Below are 15155 nucleotides of genomic sequence, written 5' to 3'. Positions count from 1 at the left end.
CCGCGCCCGCCCCCCCCCACCCGCCGGCGGGCGGGGGCCCGGCGGGGGGGGGCGGGGCGGGGGGCGGGGGGGGGGGGCCGGGGGGGCGGCGGGGGGGGGGGGGGGGGGGGGGGCCCCCCCCCCCCCCCCCGGCGGGGGTCAGGGGGTGCCGAGCCAGGCGGTGAGGGCGGTGCGGAGCTCGCCCTGGCCGGGGTCGACGGCGCCCCAGGCGGCGTAGCCGTCCGGGCGGATCAGCAGGACGGTGTCGCGCAGCTTGCCGTGCGGGTCGGCCGGGGCGGCGGTGACCATGCGGTCCGCCCAGGGCTCGGCGGCGGCCAGCTCGTCGTTGCTGACCAGGACGAACTTCCCCTCGCGCAGCGCCTCGTAGAGCCGCTCGGGGGCGGCCGGGGCGCCCTCGACGGGCTTGCGCAGCGCCGTCAGCCGCAGGTCCGGGACGCGCTTGCCGACCTGCGGGTGGGCGTCCTTCGGGGCCGGGTAGGAGATGTCGATGCCGGAGACCATCCGGGCGCCGCGCTCGGTGACCAGGTCGAGGTGGCCGCCGAGCGTGGTGAGCGCCCCGCGCAGTGCGCGGGTGGGGGCGGACTCGGCGAGGGCGAGCCGGATCAGCGCGCCGGAGGTGCGCAGCACCGTCCGGCCGACCGGGTGCCGTTCGCTCTGGTAGGTGTCGAGCAGGGCGTCGGTGGCGCGGCCCTGGAGGGCGGTGGCGAGCTTCCAGGACAGGTTGGCGGCGTCCTGGAGTCCGGTGTTCATGCCCTGGCCGCCGGCCGGGGAGTGGCAGTGCGCGGCGTCGCCGGCCAGGAAGACCCGGCCGGAGCGGTAGTTGGGGGCCTGGCGCTCGTCGCTGTGGAAGGTGGAGCTCCAGCGGACGTCGTGCAGGCCGTAGTCCTCGCCGAGGGTGGTCCGGGCGATGGCGGCGAGGCGCTCCGGCGAGGGGGTGGTGCCGTCCGGTTGCCGCTCCTTGCGGTCCCAGGCGATCAGCCGGTACCAGCCGTCGCCGAAGGGGGCGAGGAAGGAGAAGCCGGTCTCGTTGGCGCCGACGGTGATGGTGTCGGCGGGCTCGCGCTCCAGCCGGACGTCGGCGAGCATCACCGAGTCGACCACGGACTCGCCGGGGAACGGGATGCCGAGCAGGTCGCGCACGGTGGAGCGGACGCCGTCGGTGCCGACCGCGTACCGGGCGGTGAAGGTGTTCCCGTCGCGGGTCTCCAGGGTGACGCCCTCGGCGTCCTGGCGCAGGGCGGTGACCTCGGCGCCGCGCAGGATGGTCGCGCCGGCCTGCTCGGCGCGCTCCTGGAGCAGCCGTTCGACGTGGTACTGCGGGGTGATCAGGACGAACGGGAAGCGGGTGGGCAGCGAGCTCAGGTCGATGCCGAAGCGGTCGAACATCCTCAGGCCGGTGACCGGGCGGCCGGTGGCGATGAGGTCGTCGGCGAGGCCGCGGGCGTCCAGGAGCTCCAGGCTGCGGGCGTGCACGGCGAAGGCCCGGGTCAGGTTGGACTCGGCGCCGCGCTTCTCCAGGACGGTGACGCCGACCCCGGCCGCGGCGAGATCGCCGGCCAGTAGCAGTCCGGTCGGTCCGGCACCGACGATCAGGATGTCGGTGGCGGTCGTCGGCTTCGCGGTCATGTGTCAGCTCCCGGTGTTCGGAGGGCGGTTGGACGCCGTGTCCGGCGTTCTCCCAGACTCCATCATCCAGGGCCCGCGGGGAGCTGTGAACCGCCGGGCCCCGGCGGTGGGTGACCGCCGGGGCCCGGAGCGGATCGGACGGGGCCGGGACGGCGCTCAGCCGTGCCGGCGGACCTCCACGGTACGGAACCGGTTGGCGACGAACGCGCCGTCGCAGTAGGCCGAGTTGGCGGCCGGGTTGGCGCCGGTGCCGTGCAGGTCGGAGAAGGCGGCGGTCTGGTTGGGGTAGACGCCGCCGGTCAGGTTGAGCGAGAGCGAGACGCCGGCGTCGAGCGCGGCCGCCACCAGCAGGCCCTCCACCTCGGGCGAGGTGGTGTAGCCGGAGGCGGTCATGGCGCCCTTGTCGCGGACCGTGGTGCGCAGCAGTTCGACGGCGGCGGGGGTGGACTCGACGGCGACGGCGAAGGAGACCGGGCCGAAGCACTCGGTGCGGAAGACCGCGCGGTCGTCCGGCTTGTCGGCGTCCAGCTTGACCAGCGCGGGGGTGCGGACGGTCGCGCCGGGGAAGTCCGGCGAGGTCACCGCGCGCGGGGCGAGGGCGAGCTCGCCGTACTCGCCGCCGGCCGCGGCGGCCGAGCGCTGCAGCACGCCCGGGTTGACCACGGCGCCGAGGATGGCGGCGGCGCGGGCGTCGTCGGAGAGCAGGCCGTCGATGGCGGCGGCGAGGTCGGCGACGACCTGGTCGTAGGACTTGTCGCCCTGGTCGGTGGCGATGCCGCCGCGCGGGATCAGCAGGTTCTGCGGGGTGGTGCACATCTGGCCGCTGTAGAGCGAGAGGGCGAAGGCCAGGTTGCCGAGCATGCCCTTGTAGTCGTCGGTGGAGTCGATGACGACCGCGTTGACGCCGGCCTTCTCGGTGTACACCTCGGCCTGCTTGGCGTGCTCCTCCAGCCAGTCGCCGAAGGCGGTGGAGCCGGTGTAGTCGATCAGCCGGATCTCGGGGCGGACGGCGAGGGTCTGGGCGACGGTGCCGCCCTCGTGCTCGACGGCCAGGCAGACCAGGTTGGGGTCGTAGCCGGCCTCGGCGAGCACCTCGCGGGCGGTCCGGACGGTCAGCGCGAGCGGCAGCACGGCGCGCGGGTGCGGCTTGACCAGCACCGGGTTGCCGGTGGCCAGCGAGGCGAACAGGCCGGGGTAGCCGTTCCAGGTGGGGAAGGTGTTGCAGCCGACCAGCAGTGCGAGGCCGCGCGGGACGACGGTGAACTCCTTGGTCATCACCAGTGGTTCGCGCTTGCCCTGGGGCTTGGTCCAGCCGGCCCGGCGGGGCAGCCGGGTCTGCTCGGCGTAGGCGTAGGTGACCGCCTCCAGGCCGCGGTCCTGGGCGTGCGGGCCGCCGGCCTGGAAGGCCATGCCGTAGGCCTGGCCGGTGGTGTGCATGACGGCCTGGCCGAACTCGTGGGAGCGGGCGTTGATCCGGTGCAGGATCTCCAGGCAAACGGCGGCGCGTTCCAGCGGGGTGGCGGCGGCCCAGTCGGGCCGGGCGGCGCTCAGCGCGGCGATCAGCGCGTCCGGCTCGGCGTGCGGGTAGCCGATGCCCAGCTCGATGCCGTACGGGGAGGCTTCGCCGCCGACCAGGTCGCCGTCGGCGGGGTGGCCGTCGAGGGTGAACGGCTTGCCGAGCAGGGCGTCGAAGGCGGCCTTGCCGTCCGCCGGGCCGCTCTCGCCGTACGCCTTCGGGAACTCGGGGTAGGGCGACCAGTAGTCGCGCTTGGCGGCGGCGTCGAGGGCGGCGTCCAGGGTGGCCTGGTGGCGCTCGACCAGCTCGCCGACGAGGGGGTGGGTGACCGCTGCGGACATCTGTGCGCTCCTCAGGAGGGAGGACGGGACACGTCACAGGGTAACCGAACGATCGGTCGGCTCAAGAGGGTGCAGGGGACGGAATCCGGGAAAACGCACGGGGGTGGTGTCCGGAAACGCGCGGGCGCGGTGTCCGGGAAACGCGCGGGGGCGCGTCCGTGGTGGACGCGCCCCCGTGGGCCGGTGCCGGGCAGGGCCTACGGCACGCCCAGCTCGAAGATGACGTACCCCGCGTACCAGCCGGAGGCGACCGCGCCGAACCCCAGCACCGCGGCCAGCACCGGCCAGCTGAGCTTGCGCATCGCCACCGCGAGCGCGATCAGCAGCGGGAACGCCGGCAGCAGGTAGCGCGAGACGTTGCCGAAGATGCCGAGGCTCCCCAGCACCGAGACGATCGTGGCCAGCGTGTAGGCGGTGAGCACCAGCGGCGGGCGCAGCCGGATCAGCAGCACGATCAGCACGGGCAGGGTGAGCACGATCAGGGTGGCGAAGAGGTCCGGCACCGGGAACGCGAACGGGTAGTCGTTGCGGCCCAGCAGCACGCCGCGGATCGCGTGCCAGGTGCCCTGGCCCCAGTCGAAGTAGTGCAGCCAGGCGTCGTGCTGGAGCCGGAAGTAGCCGCCCCACTCGCCCATCCGCCAGCCCACCCAGGCCACGTAGCCGAGCAGGCCGACCGGGGCCAGCAGCATCGCGGTCAGCGGGCGCAGGACGCCGCTCTCCCGCCGGTACAGCTCCACCAGCGCGGCCAGGCCGACCGCGCCTATCAGCGCCGCGGCGGTCGGCCGGTTGAGCCCGGTGACCAGGGTGATCACCCCGGCGGCGACCCACTGCTTGGTCATCACGCAGTAGCAGGCCCAGGCGGCCAGCGCGACGAAGGTGGAGTCCGAGTAGACCGCCCACTCGGCGCCCGAGCCCGGGGCGATCGCCCAGATCCCGGCCGCGATCACGCCCGCCCTGGGGCCGGCCATCCGGTCCACCACGGCGTAGATCCCGGCGGCGGCGAACAGCGAGGCCACCACCGACACCAGCATCCCGGCGCCGTACAGGCCGAGGCCGGTGACGTCCGAGGTCATCCGCATCAGGCCCGGGTAGAGCGGGAAGAACGCGGCGGAGTTCTGCTCGACGGAGAAGCCGACCGGGCCGTTGGGGATCGTGACCAGCGCCGGGTGGTAGCCGAACTGGGCCACCTGCTGGTACCACCAGCCGTCCCAGGTGGCCAGCACGTCCCAGGGGTTGGCGCCGCCGCCGAACCGGGCCGGCTTCTTGAGGTAGTCGCCGGAGAAGGAGAGCAGCTTCATGAAGACGGTGAAGCCGATCAGCTTCAGCACCGCGTAGCACCACACCGCCGGCCCGAACCGGACCACCAGGGCGCGGGCGCCTTCCCGCCAGCCGCTGCCGGGCACGCCCCCCGGATCATCGCTGCGCTGCTCGGGCACGTCGGAGGCGACGGCCGGTATTGCGTTCATTCGGACTGGACCCCACCCTGCTGGACGTGGACGATCGTCCGCCGAGTCTAGGGCCTGCGCATCGGGGCCTGGTGTGGACCAACCGACCCGATCGCGTACGGCGCGGGGCGGCCGGGGATACTCGGAGGATGGCCGATCACAGCACGCGTACCGCCTACACCGTGGAGTCACTGCTCGCGGTGACCGTCGACGTGTTCAACGAGCGCGGCTACGACGGCACCTCGATGGAGGACCTGTCCCGGGCGGCCGGGATCTCCAAGTCGTCCATCTACCACCACGTCCGCGGCAAGGAGGAGCTGCTGCGGCTGGCCGTCGGGCGGGCGCTGGACGGGCTGTTCGCGATCCTGGCCGAGCCGGCGGCGGTGCGGGGCCCGGCGGTGGAGCGGCTGGAGCACGTGGTGCGCCGCACCGCCGAGGTGCTGCTCGCGGAACTGCCGTACGTGACACTGCTGCTGCGGGTGCGCGGGAACACGGTGACCGAGCAGTGGGCGCTGGAGCGGCGCCGGGAGTTCGACCACCAGGTCGCCGAGCTGCTGCGGGCGGCGGTCGCGGACGGTGCGCTGCGCGCGGACGTCGAGCCGCGGTTGGCCACCCGGCTGCTGTTCGGGATGATCAACTCGATCGTGGAGTGGTACCGGCCGGGCCTCAAGGGCACCGACGGCGTCGCGGACGCGGTCGTCCACCTGGCCTTCGACGGGCTGCGCGCGCGGTAGCCGCCACCGGCCGGCCGGTGGCCCGGCCGTCAGTCCGGGGGGACCTGGTCGGTCTCCTCGAAGATCAGCATGGTCCGGGTGCCGAGCACCTGGGGGATGGACTGGATGCTGCCCAGCACCAGCTCCCGCAGCGCGTGGTTGTCCGCGGTGTGCACCAGCAGCAGGACGTCGAAGTCTCCGCCGACCAGGGCGATGTGGGCGACCCCGGGGAGCTCCAGCAGCTGCCCCCGGACCGTGCGCCAGGAGTTCTGGACGATCTTCAGGGTGATGTACGCGGACGCGCCCTGACCTGCCCGTTCGTGGTCGACGCGGGCGGTGAAGCCGCGAATGATGCCGTCCTCGACCATCCTGGAGATCCGGGCGTAGGCGTTCGCCCGGGACACGTGCACCCGCTCGGCCACCGAGCGGATCGAGGCGCGGCCGTCCTGCTGCAGCAGCCGCAGGATCGAACGGTCGACCCGGTCGAGTCTGGACATCTGTTCAGCCGACATGACCCCCCACCCTCGCCGATTGGACACACTGCCACCAGTCGACCGCCGCTCAGGCCGAATGTCCACCACCTTGTCACGCTTCTGGTCAAGATGAACAGACGACCGAACAATCGGTAGGGAGCCCCCGCCACCCCAGGAGGTGCCCCGAGATGACCGTTCTCGACCACAGACACCACACGGCGGTGCCCGGCTGGACCCCCGGGGCCACCGCCCCGCGGACCGACCCGGCCCCCCTGCTCCCGGACGCCTCACCGGTCCGGGTGCTCGGCACCCCCGCGCTGGAGAAGTACGACCCCGCACTGCTGCGCGAGCTGTACCGCCGCCTGGTGGTCGGCCGCCGCTTCAACCAGCAGGCCACCACCCTGACCAAGCAGGGCCGGCTGGCCGTCTACCCGGCGTCCACCGGCCAGGAGGCCTGCCAGGTCGCCGCCGCGCTGGTGCTCGGCGAGGCCGACTGGCTGTTCCCCAGCTACCGCGACACCCTCGCGGTGGTCTCCCGGGGCGTCGACCCGCTGGAGGCGCTGACCCTGCTGCGCGGCACCGCCCACACCGGCTACGACCCGCGCGCCACCCGCACCGCCCCGCTCTGCACCCCGCTCGCCACCCAGGCCCCGCACGCCGTCGGGCTGGCGCACGCCGCCCGGCTGGCCGGCGAGCCGGTGGTCGCACTGGCCATGCTCGGCGACGGCGGCACCAGCGAGGGCGACTTCCACGAGGCGCTGAACTTCGCCGCGGTGCTCCAGGCACCGGTGGTCTTCCTGGTGCAGAACAACGGCTACGCGATATCCGTCCCGCTCAGCGCGCAGTCCGCCGCGCCCACCCTCGCCCACAAGGCCGTCGGCTACGGCATGCCGGGCCGGCTGGTGGACGGCAACGACGCGCCCGCCGTGCACGGCGTCCTGACCGAGGCGGTCGAGCGGGCCAGGACCGGCGGCGGCCCGACCCTGGTCGAGGCGCTCACCTACCGGGTCGAGGCGCACACCAACGCCGACGACGCCACCCGCTACCGCACCGATCCGGAGGTGGCCGCCTGGCGGGAGTACGACCCGATCCTGCTGATGGACCGCTCGCTGCGCGAACTCGGCGTCCTGGACGACGCGCTGGTGCAGTCGGCGGCCGACGAGGGGGAGGCGCTGGCGGCCCGGATGCGGGCAGAGTTCCACGCCGACCCCGAGCTGGACCCGATGGCGCTGTTCACCCATGTCTTCGCCGAGCCGACCCCGCAACTGCGGGAACAGGCCGCCCAGTTGTCCGCCGAGCTGGCCGCCGAGGCCGAGGTGCAGCACTGATGAACCAGACGGCCACACCGACCCGTACGGCGACCATGGCGCAGGCGCTCAACGCGGCGCTGCGCGACGCCCTGCGCGAGGACCCGGCGGTGCACGTGCTCGGTGAGGACGTCGGCGCGCTCGGCGGCGTCTTCCGGATCACCGACGGGCTGACCGCCGAGTTCGGCCCCGACCGCTGCCTGGACACCCCGCTGGCCGAGGCCGGCATCCTCGGCACCGCGATCGGCATGGCGATGTACGGGCTGCGCCCGGTCGTCGAGATGCAGTTCGACGCCTTCGCCTACCCGGCGCTGGAGCAACTGTTCTCGCACGTCGCCAAGATGCGCAACCGCACGGCCGGGCGGCTCCCGCTGCCGATCACCGTCCGCATCCCGTACGGCGGCGGCATCGGCGGGGTCGAGCACCACAGCGACGCCTCCGAGGCGTACTACGCGGCCACCCCCGGCCTGCACGTGGTCACCCCGGCGACGGTCGCCGACGCGTACGGGCTGCTGCGGGCCTCGATCGCCTCCGACGACCCGGTGGTCTTCCTGGAGCCCAAGCGGCTCTACTGGGGCAAGGACGGGTTCGACCCGGCCGCGCCGGTCGAGCCGATCGGCCGGGCCGTGCTGCGGCGGCCCGGCACCTCCGCCGTGCTGATCACCTACGGGCCCTCGCTGCCGGTCTGCCTGGAGGCGGCCGAGACGGCGAAGGCCGAGGGCTGGGACCTCGCGGTGCTGGACCTGCGCACCCTGGTGCCGTTCGACGACGAGACGGTCTGCCGGGTGGTGCGCTCGCTCGGCCGGGCCGTGGTGGTGCACGAGGCGAGCGGCTTCGGTGGCACCGGTGCGGAGATCGCCGCCCGGGTCACCGAGCGCTGCTTCCACCACCTGGCCGCGCCCGTGCTGCGGGTGACCGGCTTCGACATCCCGTACCCGCCGCCGATGCTGGAGCACCACCACCTGCCCGGGGTGGACCGGATCCTGGACGCGGTCGCCCGGCTGCAGTGGGAGGACCGAGGATGATGCCCGTCGTGCGCGAGTTCCGGCTGCCCGACCTCGGTGAGGGACTCACCGGGGCCGAGGTGGTGCGGTGGCTGGTCGAGGTCGGCGAGGTGATCGCGGTCGACCAGCCGGTGGTGGAGGTGGAGACCGCCAAGGCCGTGGTGGAGGTGCCCTGCCCGTACGGCGGGGTGGTCACCGCCCGGTACGGCGAGGAGGGCGAGGAGATCGCCGTGGGCGCGCCGCTGGTGACGGTCGCGGTGGCTCCGGCGGACGGGGCCTCGCTGCTGGCCGAGGCGGCGGCCGGGATGCTGGCCGGGGCGGCGGCGGAGGTGGAGCGGCCGCTGGTCGGGTACGGGGTCGCCGAGCCGGGGAAGGGCGGGCGGCGGCGCCGGGTGGGGGGTGCTGTTCCTGTTGCTGTTCCGGTTGTTGTTGCTGCTCCCGCGCTGGTGGTGCGGACCGTTCCGGGCGTGGTGCCGGTGATCTCACCGCTGGTGCGGCGGCTGGCCCGGGAGCAGGGGGTCGACCTGGCCGCGCTCTCCGGCAGCGGCCCGGACGGGCTGATCATGCGTGCGGACATCGAACGGGCGGTCGCGGTGAAGGCGGCGGCCCCGACGGCGCCGACGGCTCCGGCGCCGGTGGCGCGGGAGGGCGTCGTCCCGCTGCGCGGGCTGCGCAAGGCGGTGGCCGAGAAGCTCAGCCGCAGCCACCGGGAGATCCCCGCCGTGACCTGCTGGGTGGACACCGATGCCACCGAACTGATGCTGCTGCGGCGGCAGTTGAATGCCGCCCCGGGCCCGAAGGTGAGCGTGCTGGCGCTGCTCGCCCGGATCTGTACGGTCGCGCTGGCCCGCTTCCCGGAGCTCAACTCCAGTATGACGGAGGATGGTTCGGGCATCATCCGGCACTCGGCGGTGCACCTGGGCTTCGCCGCGCAGGGCGAGCGGGGTCTGGTCGTCCCGGTGGTGCGGGACGCCCACGCCCGCACCACCGAGCAACTCGGCGAGGAGCTGGGCCGGTTGACCGAGGCGGCGCGCGACGGCTCGCTCACCCCGGCCGAACTGACCGGCGGCACCTTCACGTTGAACAACTACGGGGTGTTCGGCGTGGACGGCTCCACCCCGATCCTGAACCACCCCGAGGCGGCGATGCTCGGGGTCGGCCGGATCGTCGCCAAACCCTGGGTGCACGAGGGGGAGTTGGCGGTGCGCGAGGTCGTGCAGCTGTCGTTCACCTTCGACCACCGGGTCTGCGACGGCGGGACGGCGGGCGGTTTCCTGCGGTTCGTCGCGGACTGCGTGGAGCGGCCGGGGACGCTGCTGCGGCAGCTCTGAGCACGGCTCGGTCGCCCTGGGTGGCGTGCTCCGCACCCAGGGCGACGGGGCGCGAATCGAGGGAGAGTAGCGCGTCCCGGGCCCGGGTGTCCGGGCTTCGCGTGATTTGTCGGATGAGCAGTTCGGGCGTGCCACGCTGCCTAGGCGCCAGCAGAGACAAGCCAGGTGGTGGCGCAGGGCGGCCGGAGGCGAAACGATTCTCTTGGGTACTCGAAACGTTGCGGTGAAGTCCCGCAGAACACTTCTGGTCCGCACCGGGTACGGATCGGCGGGCGCCGCCTCCGTCCCGGGCCTGCCGGAGCTCCCGGCGGACGCGGCGGCGGACCCGACGGCACACGTGACGGCCGAGGTGACGGCGGCCGGGATGGCGGCCGGGATGGCAGCCGCGAGGGCGGCCGGGGCGGGGCCCGAACGGCCGCCGATGCCGCTGGACCCGCCGGACCTCCCGCCGCAGATCCCGGCCGAGGCGCCGACGGCCGTCCTCCCGGCGGTGCCCGCCCTCCCGTGGGTGCCCGTCCCGCCGGTGCAGCCGCCGGCCGTCCCCGCGCCCGGCTACCCGGAGCCGCCTGCCGAGCCGCCTGCCGCCCCCGCGTTCCGGCCGCTGTTCACCGATGCTCCCGGCCTCAACTGGGCTGGACCCGGCGACAGTTGGACCAGGGCCTGGGCCGCGCAGGAGCCCGCCGAGGGCCGGCCGACCCAACTGTCGGCCCCGCTGCCCGCCCCGCTGCCCGCCCCCGACCGCAGCGCCCCCGACCGCGGCGCCTCCGCCGTCGAACAGCCGCTCACCGTACGGGACGTGGAGCTGATCCGGGCCAGCCTGGCGGTCGTCGAGCCGGTCGCCGACCGCGCCACCGCGCACTTCTACGCGCTGATCTTCCTGCACCACCCCGAGGTCCGGGCGCTCTTCCCCGCCGCCATGGACGTCCAGCGGGACCGCCTGTTCCGCGCGCTGCTGGCCGCCGCCCGCAGCGCCGACGACCCGGCCGGCCTGCGCGTCCACCTCGGCGCGCTCGGCCGCGGCCACCGCCGGTACGGCACGCTGACCGGCCACTACGGCCCGGTGGGCGAGTGCCTGGTGCAGGCGCTGGCCAGGTACGCGGGCAGCCGGTGGGACGCCGAGACCGAGCTGGCCTGGCGCCGGGTCTACCGGCTGGTCTCCTCGATCATGATCGAGGCCGCCGAGGACGCCGCCCGCACCTCGCCGCCCTGGTGGCAGGGCGAGGTGGTCCGGCACGAGCGCCGCACCCGGGACGTCGCGGTGATCACCGTCCGGCCGGACCAGGCGTACCCGTACCGGGCCGGGCAGTACACCAGTCTGGAGACGCCCTGGTGGCCGCGGGTCTGGCGGCACTTCTCGTTCGCCTCGGCCCCCCGGCCGGACGGGCTGCTGACCTTCCACGTGAAGGCCGTCCAGGCGGGCTGGGTGAGCAACGCGCTCGTCCACCGGGCCGCGCCCGGGGACGTCCTGCGGCTGGGCCCGGCGGCCGGCACGATGACCGCCGACCACGTCGCCGGCGCGGACCTGCTCTGCCTCGGCGGCGGCACCGGCATCGCGCCGATCCGCGCGCTGGTCGAGGAGGTGGCCGAGCGCGGCACGCCGGTCGGCGCCGTCGACGTGTTCTACGGGGCCCGCCGCGCCGCCGATCTGTACGAGCTTGACGGGCTGGACGAGTTGGCCCGGCGGCTGCCGTGGCTCACGGTGCGGCCGGTGCTCTCCGGCACCGGGCCGGCCGAGGGTGCGCTGACCGGCGAACTCCCTGAGGTGGTAGGGCGGTTCGGGCCGTGGGCCGGGCGGGAGGCGTTCCTCAGCGGGCCGCCCGCGATGGTCCGCCGGGGCGTCGGGGTGCTGCTGCGCTCGGGCGTGCCGGCCGAGCGGATCCGGCACGACCTGGTGGGCGACCTCGCGGCGGGGTGAGTGGGCGGCGGGGTGAGTGGGCGGCGGGGTGATCGGTCGGTCAGCCGAGGTCCGGGGCGAGCAGCGCGCGGACGCCCTCGATGTTGGCCGCCAGGTACGCCCGCAGCCGGGGCGGGACGACGTTGACGGAGGTCACCCCCTCGCGGGTGAACGGCAACCGGACCACCTGGTACTCGCCGTTGGGCTCGTCCACCTCGGGGCCGTGCCGCCGGCTGAGGTCCATCGAGGCGAGCCGGCAGGCGAAGAAGTGCTGCACCTTGACCCCGTGCGGGTGGAGCAGGGTGCCGTCGTCATGGTGCGTGTGGCTGATGGTGTCGACGAAGGCGGGCACCACGTCGACGATCTTGCCGCCGAGTTCCTCGTCCACCTCGCGGTGCAGCGCCTCGACCACGGTGCGGTCGCCGCGTTCGACCCCGCCGCCGGGAGTGATCCAGTACGGCTGGGGCGAGCCGGGCCGGACCCGCCGGATCAGCACGATCGAGGCCGGGCCGTACGGGTCGTCCGGGTCGAGCTCCAGCAGGATCGCCCGCGCGGTGCGCTTCACCACCGGGCGGGGCGGCGGGGTTCGGTTGTCGGGGCCCATGGCGACCTCCGGGGCTGGAGCGTTGTGCGGGAGTCTCCCGCGGGACGGTCCGGCCGAAACCCGCCCGAACCGGTGCGTCCGTTCGGGGGCGGGGAGTAACTGCGGATAGATCTTGGATAGCGAAGGTGAATCTTGAACTGATCTTCCAAATGTCGATCGATTCTGATATTTACCTTCGAATCGAAGGATTTTGCCGAGTGATCGCTGTAAGAGTGATTGCAGGGAGGTCATCCCTGTGCTGCAATGAGCCACTATCGGGCAGATCGGAGGGCTTCGCTCCGGATGCCCTTTCTGTGCATTGACTCGGGCTGGGGGATGGACGTGGCCATGGATCAGATCGCAGAGCCGTCCAGGACGGTCCGCACCGGGCGCGTCGCCAGGTCGCCGACGCCCACCTCGCCGCCCGGCAGCCCGCCGACGCCCACCTCGCCGTCCACCTCGCCGTCCACCTCGCCGGGCAAAGGCCGCGGCCCCACCCTGATCGGCTCCGTCCAGCGGGCGCTGCGGCTGCTGGAGGCCGTCGGGGGATTCCGGCAGGGCGCCACCGCCAAGCAACTGGCCCGCGCCGCCGGACTGCCGCTCGGCACCGCCTACCACCTGCTGCGCACCCTCACCCACGAGGGCTACCTCCGGCGCTCCGACGGCCGGTTCTTCTACGGGGAGTCGGTCAACGGCATAGGCCGGGCCGACGACCGGCAGTCCGACCGGCACGACCTGCGCACGCGGATGCAGCGGTTACGGGACGAACTCGGGGCCCCGGTCTACTTCGCGCTCTACCGGGACGGCGAGATCCACGTGGTGGACGTCGCCGACGACCCCGGCCGCCCCGCCGTCCAGCCCTGGGCCGACCTCCGTGCCACCGGCCACGCGCACGCCATCGGCCAGTGCCTGCTCGGCCAACTGTCCGAGGAGGAGCGCCGTGACCACCTCGCCCGCCACCCGCCGGTCGGGCTCACCCCCTCCACCGTCACCGGCGAGGCCGCCGTCCTGCGCCGGCTCGCCTCGCTGCGGCCGACCATGCCCGTCCTGGAACGTCAGGAGTACGCGCTCGGCACCGTCTGCGCGGCCGTCCCCATCACCGTCGGGCCGATGGTTGCCACCATGGCCCTGTCGCTGCCGGTCGAACAGGCCGACCGGCTGACCGTCGTCGCCGGCCAACTGCGGCGCAGCGTGGGCGCGATGGGCCCGTCGTTCGTCCTCTGACGCTCCTCGCGCCGGTACGGATCCCGTCCGTTCACCATTTGAAAAAGCACACCTTGTCCACTACGTCCCCAAACGTGGACGATGGTGATCTAACAGGGATTGGTTGCACAAAACCGTCAGAAACCGCCACCCATCCAGCAATTGACGATCCCGGCCCCACGCCCGAAGCCCCCCGCATCCGAAGCCCCCCGCCCCCACCGCACGGCCCACCCGGCCGCCCCCCACGCCCCACGAGAGGTACTGGCGCCATGCAGCACAGCACAGTCCAGGGACACCTGGTGATGAACCTCGTGGTCTCGCACGAGCTCTCCTTCCGCATCGTGGTGGACCTGGAGTACGAGCCCGGCGACCCGTACGCCGTCCGGTTCACCTTCCACCTGCCCGGCGACGAACCCGTCACCTGGGTGTTCGCGCGCGAGCTGCTGCTCGACGGCATCAGCCGGCCCTCCGGCGAGGGCGACGTGCACATCCACCCGGTCGGCGAGGAGCTCACCGAGGTCTGCATCGTGCTGCACTCCCCCGAGGGGGACGCCCTGCTGCGGGCCTCGGCGCCGCCGCTGGTCGCCTTCCTGGCGCGCACCGACCGGCTGGTGCCGATGGGCCAGGAGATCACCGGGCAGGAACTCGACGCCCAGCTCGCGGACATCCTCCGGGGATGTGAGAACGCGGGGTGAGCGGTGGCCGCGCCGCCGCCACCGACGAAGGGGCCCGCGCCGGGTGAACCACCCGGGCGCGGGCCCCTCTCGTGTTCGGCCGGTCGGTGACCGGCCAGGTCGGGTTCGGCCAGTCGGTGCCCGGCCACGGCCGAGGTCAGTCGTCGTCCAGGGCCAGGTGCAGCCCCCACGAGACCAGGCTGATGATCAGCGAGCCGAGCAGCGCCGGCACGAAGCCCGTGACGTTGAAGTCCAGGTGCAGCTTCCCCGCGGCCCAGGAGGTCAGCCACAGCATCAGGGCGTTGATCACGAAGGTGATCAGCCCCAGGGTGAGGATGAACAGCGGGAACGAGAACAGCTTGACCAGCGGCTTGATCAGGAAGTTGACCAGGCCGAAGACCACGGCGACGGCGACCACCGTCAGGGCCTTGTGTCCCAGGTCGGCCTTGCCGCTCGCGAGTTGGATACCGTTGACGATCCAGGCGGCGACCCAGATGGCCACCGCGTTGATCACTGTCTTGATGAGGAAACCCTTCATGACGCCCAAGCCTGGCAGGCCCCGCCGCCCCGGGGGAAGCTCTCCTCGGACATGTTGGCGCTCCCGCCGGACATCTTGGCGCCCCCGGTCCGGCGCCCGTGGTGTTGAATGCCCGTGGCCCGCACGGTGGATGGACGAAGGAGGGGAGCAGCGGTGAAGCTGTTCCGGTTGGACGAACTGGACGTCGAACGCGCGGCGAACGACGGTGCGTACCTGCGCTTCCTGCGCGAACCGCGGATGTCGGCCGGGCTCTACGCGCTCTCCCCCGGCGACACCGACCCGCAGACCGCGCACGACCAGGACGAGATCTACCAGGTGATCAGCGGCCGCGCCGAACTGACCGTCGGCGCCGAGACCGCCACGGTCGGGCGCGGCACCGTCGTCTACGTCCCGGCCGGCACCGAGCACCGCTTCCACCACGTCACCGAGGAACTGCGGGTCCTGGTGGTGTTCTCCCCGCCCGAGGGCTGACCGTCTGCGGACCGACCGGGAACCGGCCGGGGACCT

14 protein-coding genes are annotated in these 15155 nt (G+C 73.6%); 8 read left to right on the top strand and 6 right to left on the bottom strand.

Translation table 11 applies throughout. From position 1 onward, the window contains the following. Window positions 1–138: 138 nt before the first annotated feature. The 3 genes from ACFWPI_RS20870 to ACFWPI_RS20860 form a co-directional block, all read right to left on the bottom strand. On the bottom strand, window positions 139–1626 hold the full coding sequence (locus ACFWPI_RS20870; protein WP_380371336.1) for an FAD-dependent monooxygenase: 1488 nt from the start codon (window positions 1624–1626) through the stop codon (window positions 139–141). A 156-nt stretch (window positions 1627–1782) separates the two neighbouring features. After that, window positions 1783–3483: a phenylacetic acid degradation protein PaaN gene (paaN, locus tag ACFWPI_RS20865; RefSeq protein ID WP_063348432.1), complete on the bottom strand. Its 1701-nt coding sequence runs from the start codon at window positions 3481–3483 to the stop codon at window positions 1783–1785. 197 nt (window positions 3484–3680) lie between these two features. Further along, complete coding sequence (locus tag ACFWPI_RS20860; RefSeq protein WP_363368170.1) at window positions 3681–4949, bottom strand: hypothetical protein; 1269 nt, start codon at window positions 4947–4949, stop codon at window positions 3681–3683. A gap of 128 nt (window positions 4950–5077) precedes the next feature. Here ACFWPI_RS20860 and ACFWPI_RS20855 point away from each other — a divergent pair, with 128 nt between their 5' ends. Then, window positions 5078–5662 (top strand): TetR/AcrR family transcriptional regulator, encoded by a 585-nt coding sequence (locus tag ACFWPI_RS20855; RefSeq protein ID WP_063348430.1) that lies wholly within the window; start codon window positions 5078–5080, stop codon window positions 5660–5662. A 29-nt stretch (window positions 5663–5691) separates the two neighbouring features. Here the strand turns inward: ACFWPI_RS20855 and ACFWPI_RS20850 are convergent, their stop codons facing one another. Continuing rightward, complete coding sequence (locus ACFWPI_RS20850; RefSeq protein WP_380371340.1) at window positions 5692–6138, bottom strand: Lrp/AsnC family transcriptional regulator; 447 nt, start codon at window positions 6136–6138, stop codon at window positions 5692–5694. A gap of 164 nt (window positions 6139–6302) precedes the next feature. Between ACFWPI_RS20850 and ACFWPI_RS20845 the strand changes: the two genes are divergently transcribed. From ACFWPI_RS20845 to ACFWPI_RS20830, 4 genes are all read left to right on the top strand, one after another. Then, window positions 6303–7442: a thiamine pyrophosphate-dependent dehydrogenase E1 component subunit alpha gene (locus ACFWPI_RS20845; protein ID WP_380371342.1), complete on the top strand. Its 1140-nt coding sequence runs from the start codon at window positions 6303–6305 to the stop codon at window positions 7440–7442. Further along, window positions 7442–8446 (top strand): alpha-ketoacid dehydrogenase subunit beta, encoded by a 1005-nt coding sequence (locus tag ACFWPI_RS20840; protein ID WP_063348427.1) that lies wholly within the window; start codon window positions 7442–7444, stop codon window positions 8444–8446. Before ACFWPI_RS20845 ends, ACFWPI_RS20840 begins: the two co-directional genes overlap by 1 nt. Continuing rightward, window positions 8446–9756, top strand: a complete 1311-nt coding sequence (locus ACFWPI_RS20835; protein WP_380371422.1) for a dihydrolipoamide acetyltransferase family protein — start codon at window positions 8446–8448, stop codon at window positions 9754–9756. The genes ACFWPI_RS20840 and ACFWPI_RS20835 overlap by 1 nt, the downstream gene beginning before the upstream one ends. A 223-nt stretch (window positions 9757–9979) precedes the next feature. Then, window positions 9980–11671, top strand: coding sequence for a globin domain-containing protein (locus ACFWPI_RS20830; protein WP_380371345.1), 1692 nt, complete (start codon window positions 9980–9982; stop codon window positions 11669–11671). A gap of 40 nt (window positions 11672–11711) precedes the next feature. Here the strand turns inward: ACFWPI_RS20830 and ACFWPI_RS20825 are convergent, their stop codons facing one another. After that, a complete protein-coding gene (locus tag ACFWPI_RS20825) occupies window positions 11712–12254 on the bottom strand; it encodes an NUDIX domain-containing protein (protein WP_063348425.1) in 543 nt (180 codons plus the stop codon). A 327-nt stretch (window positions 12255–12581) separates the two neighbouring features. Here ACFWPI_RS20825 and ACFWPI_RS20820 point away from each other — a divergent pair, with 327 nt between their 5' ends. Both ACFWPI_RS20820 and ACFWPI_RS20815 read left to right on the top strand, forming a co-directional pair. Beyond that, window positions 12582–13457, top strand: a complete 876-nt coding sequence (locus tag ACFWPI_RS20820) for an IclR family transcriptional regulator (protein WP_380371348.1) — start codon at window positions 12582–12584, stop codon at window positions 13455–13457. A 248-nt stretch (window positions 13458–13705) separates the two neighbouring features. Next, window positions 13706–14131 (top strand): SsgA family sporulation/cell division regulator, encoded by a 426-nt coding sequence (locus ACFWPI_RS20815; RefSeq protein WP_380371351.1) that lies wholly within the window; start codon window positions 13706–13708, stop codon window positions 14129–14131. 136 nt (window positions 14132–14267) lie between these two features. On the opposite strand, the gene ACFWPI_RS20810 is transcribed toward ACFWPI_RS20815, so the two are convergent. Further along, a complete protein-coding gene (locus tag ACFWPI_RS20810; protein WP_063351244.1) occupies window positions 14268–14648 on the bottom strand; it encodes a phage holin family protein in 381 nt (126 codons plus the stop codon). Window positions 14649–14801: 153 nt separating this feature from the next. Between ACFWPI_RS20810 and ACFWPI_RS20805 the strand changes: the two genes are divergently transcribed. Continuing rightward, on the top strand, window positions 14802–15119 hold the full coding sequence (locus ACFWPI_RS20805) for a cupin domain-containing protein (protein ID WP_063348423.1): 318 nt from the start codon (window positions 14802–14804) through the stop codon (window positions 15117–15119). The last annotated feature ends 36 nt before the right edge of the window (window positions 15120–15155 follow it).

The organism is Kitasatospora sp. NPDC058492 (assembly GCF_042720685.1).
Lineage (GTDB): Bacteria > Actinomycetota > Actinomycetes > Streptomycetales > Streptomycetaceae > Kitasatospora.
This window is presented reverse-complemented; position numbering and strand designations above follow the sequence as displayed.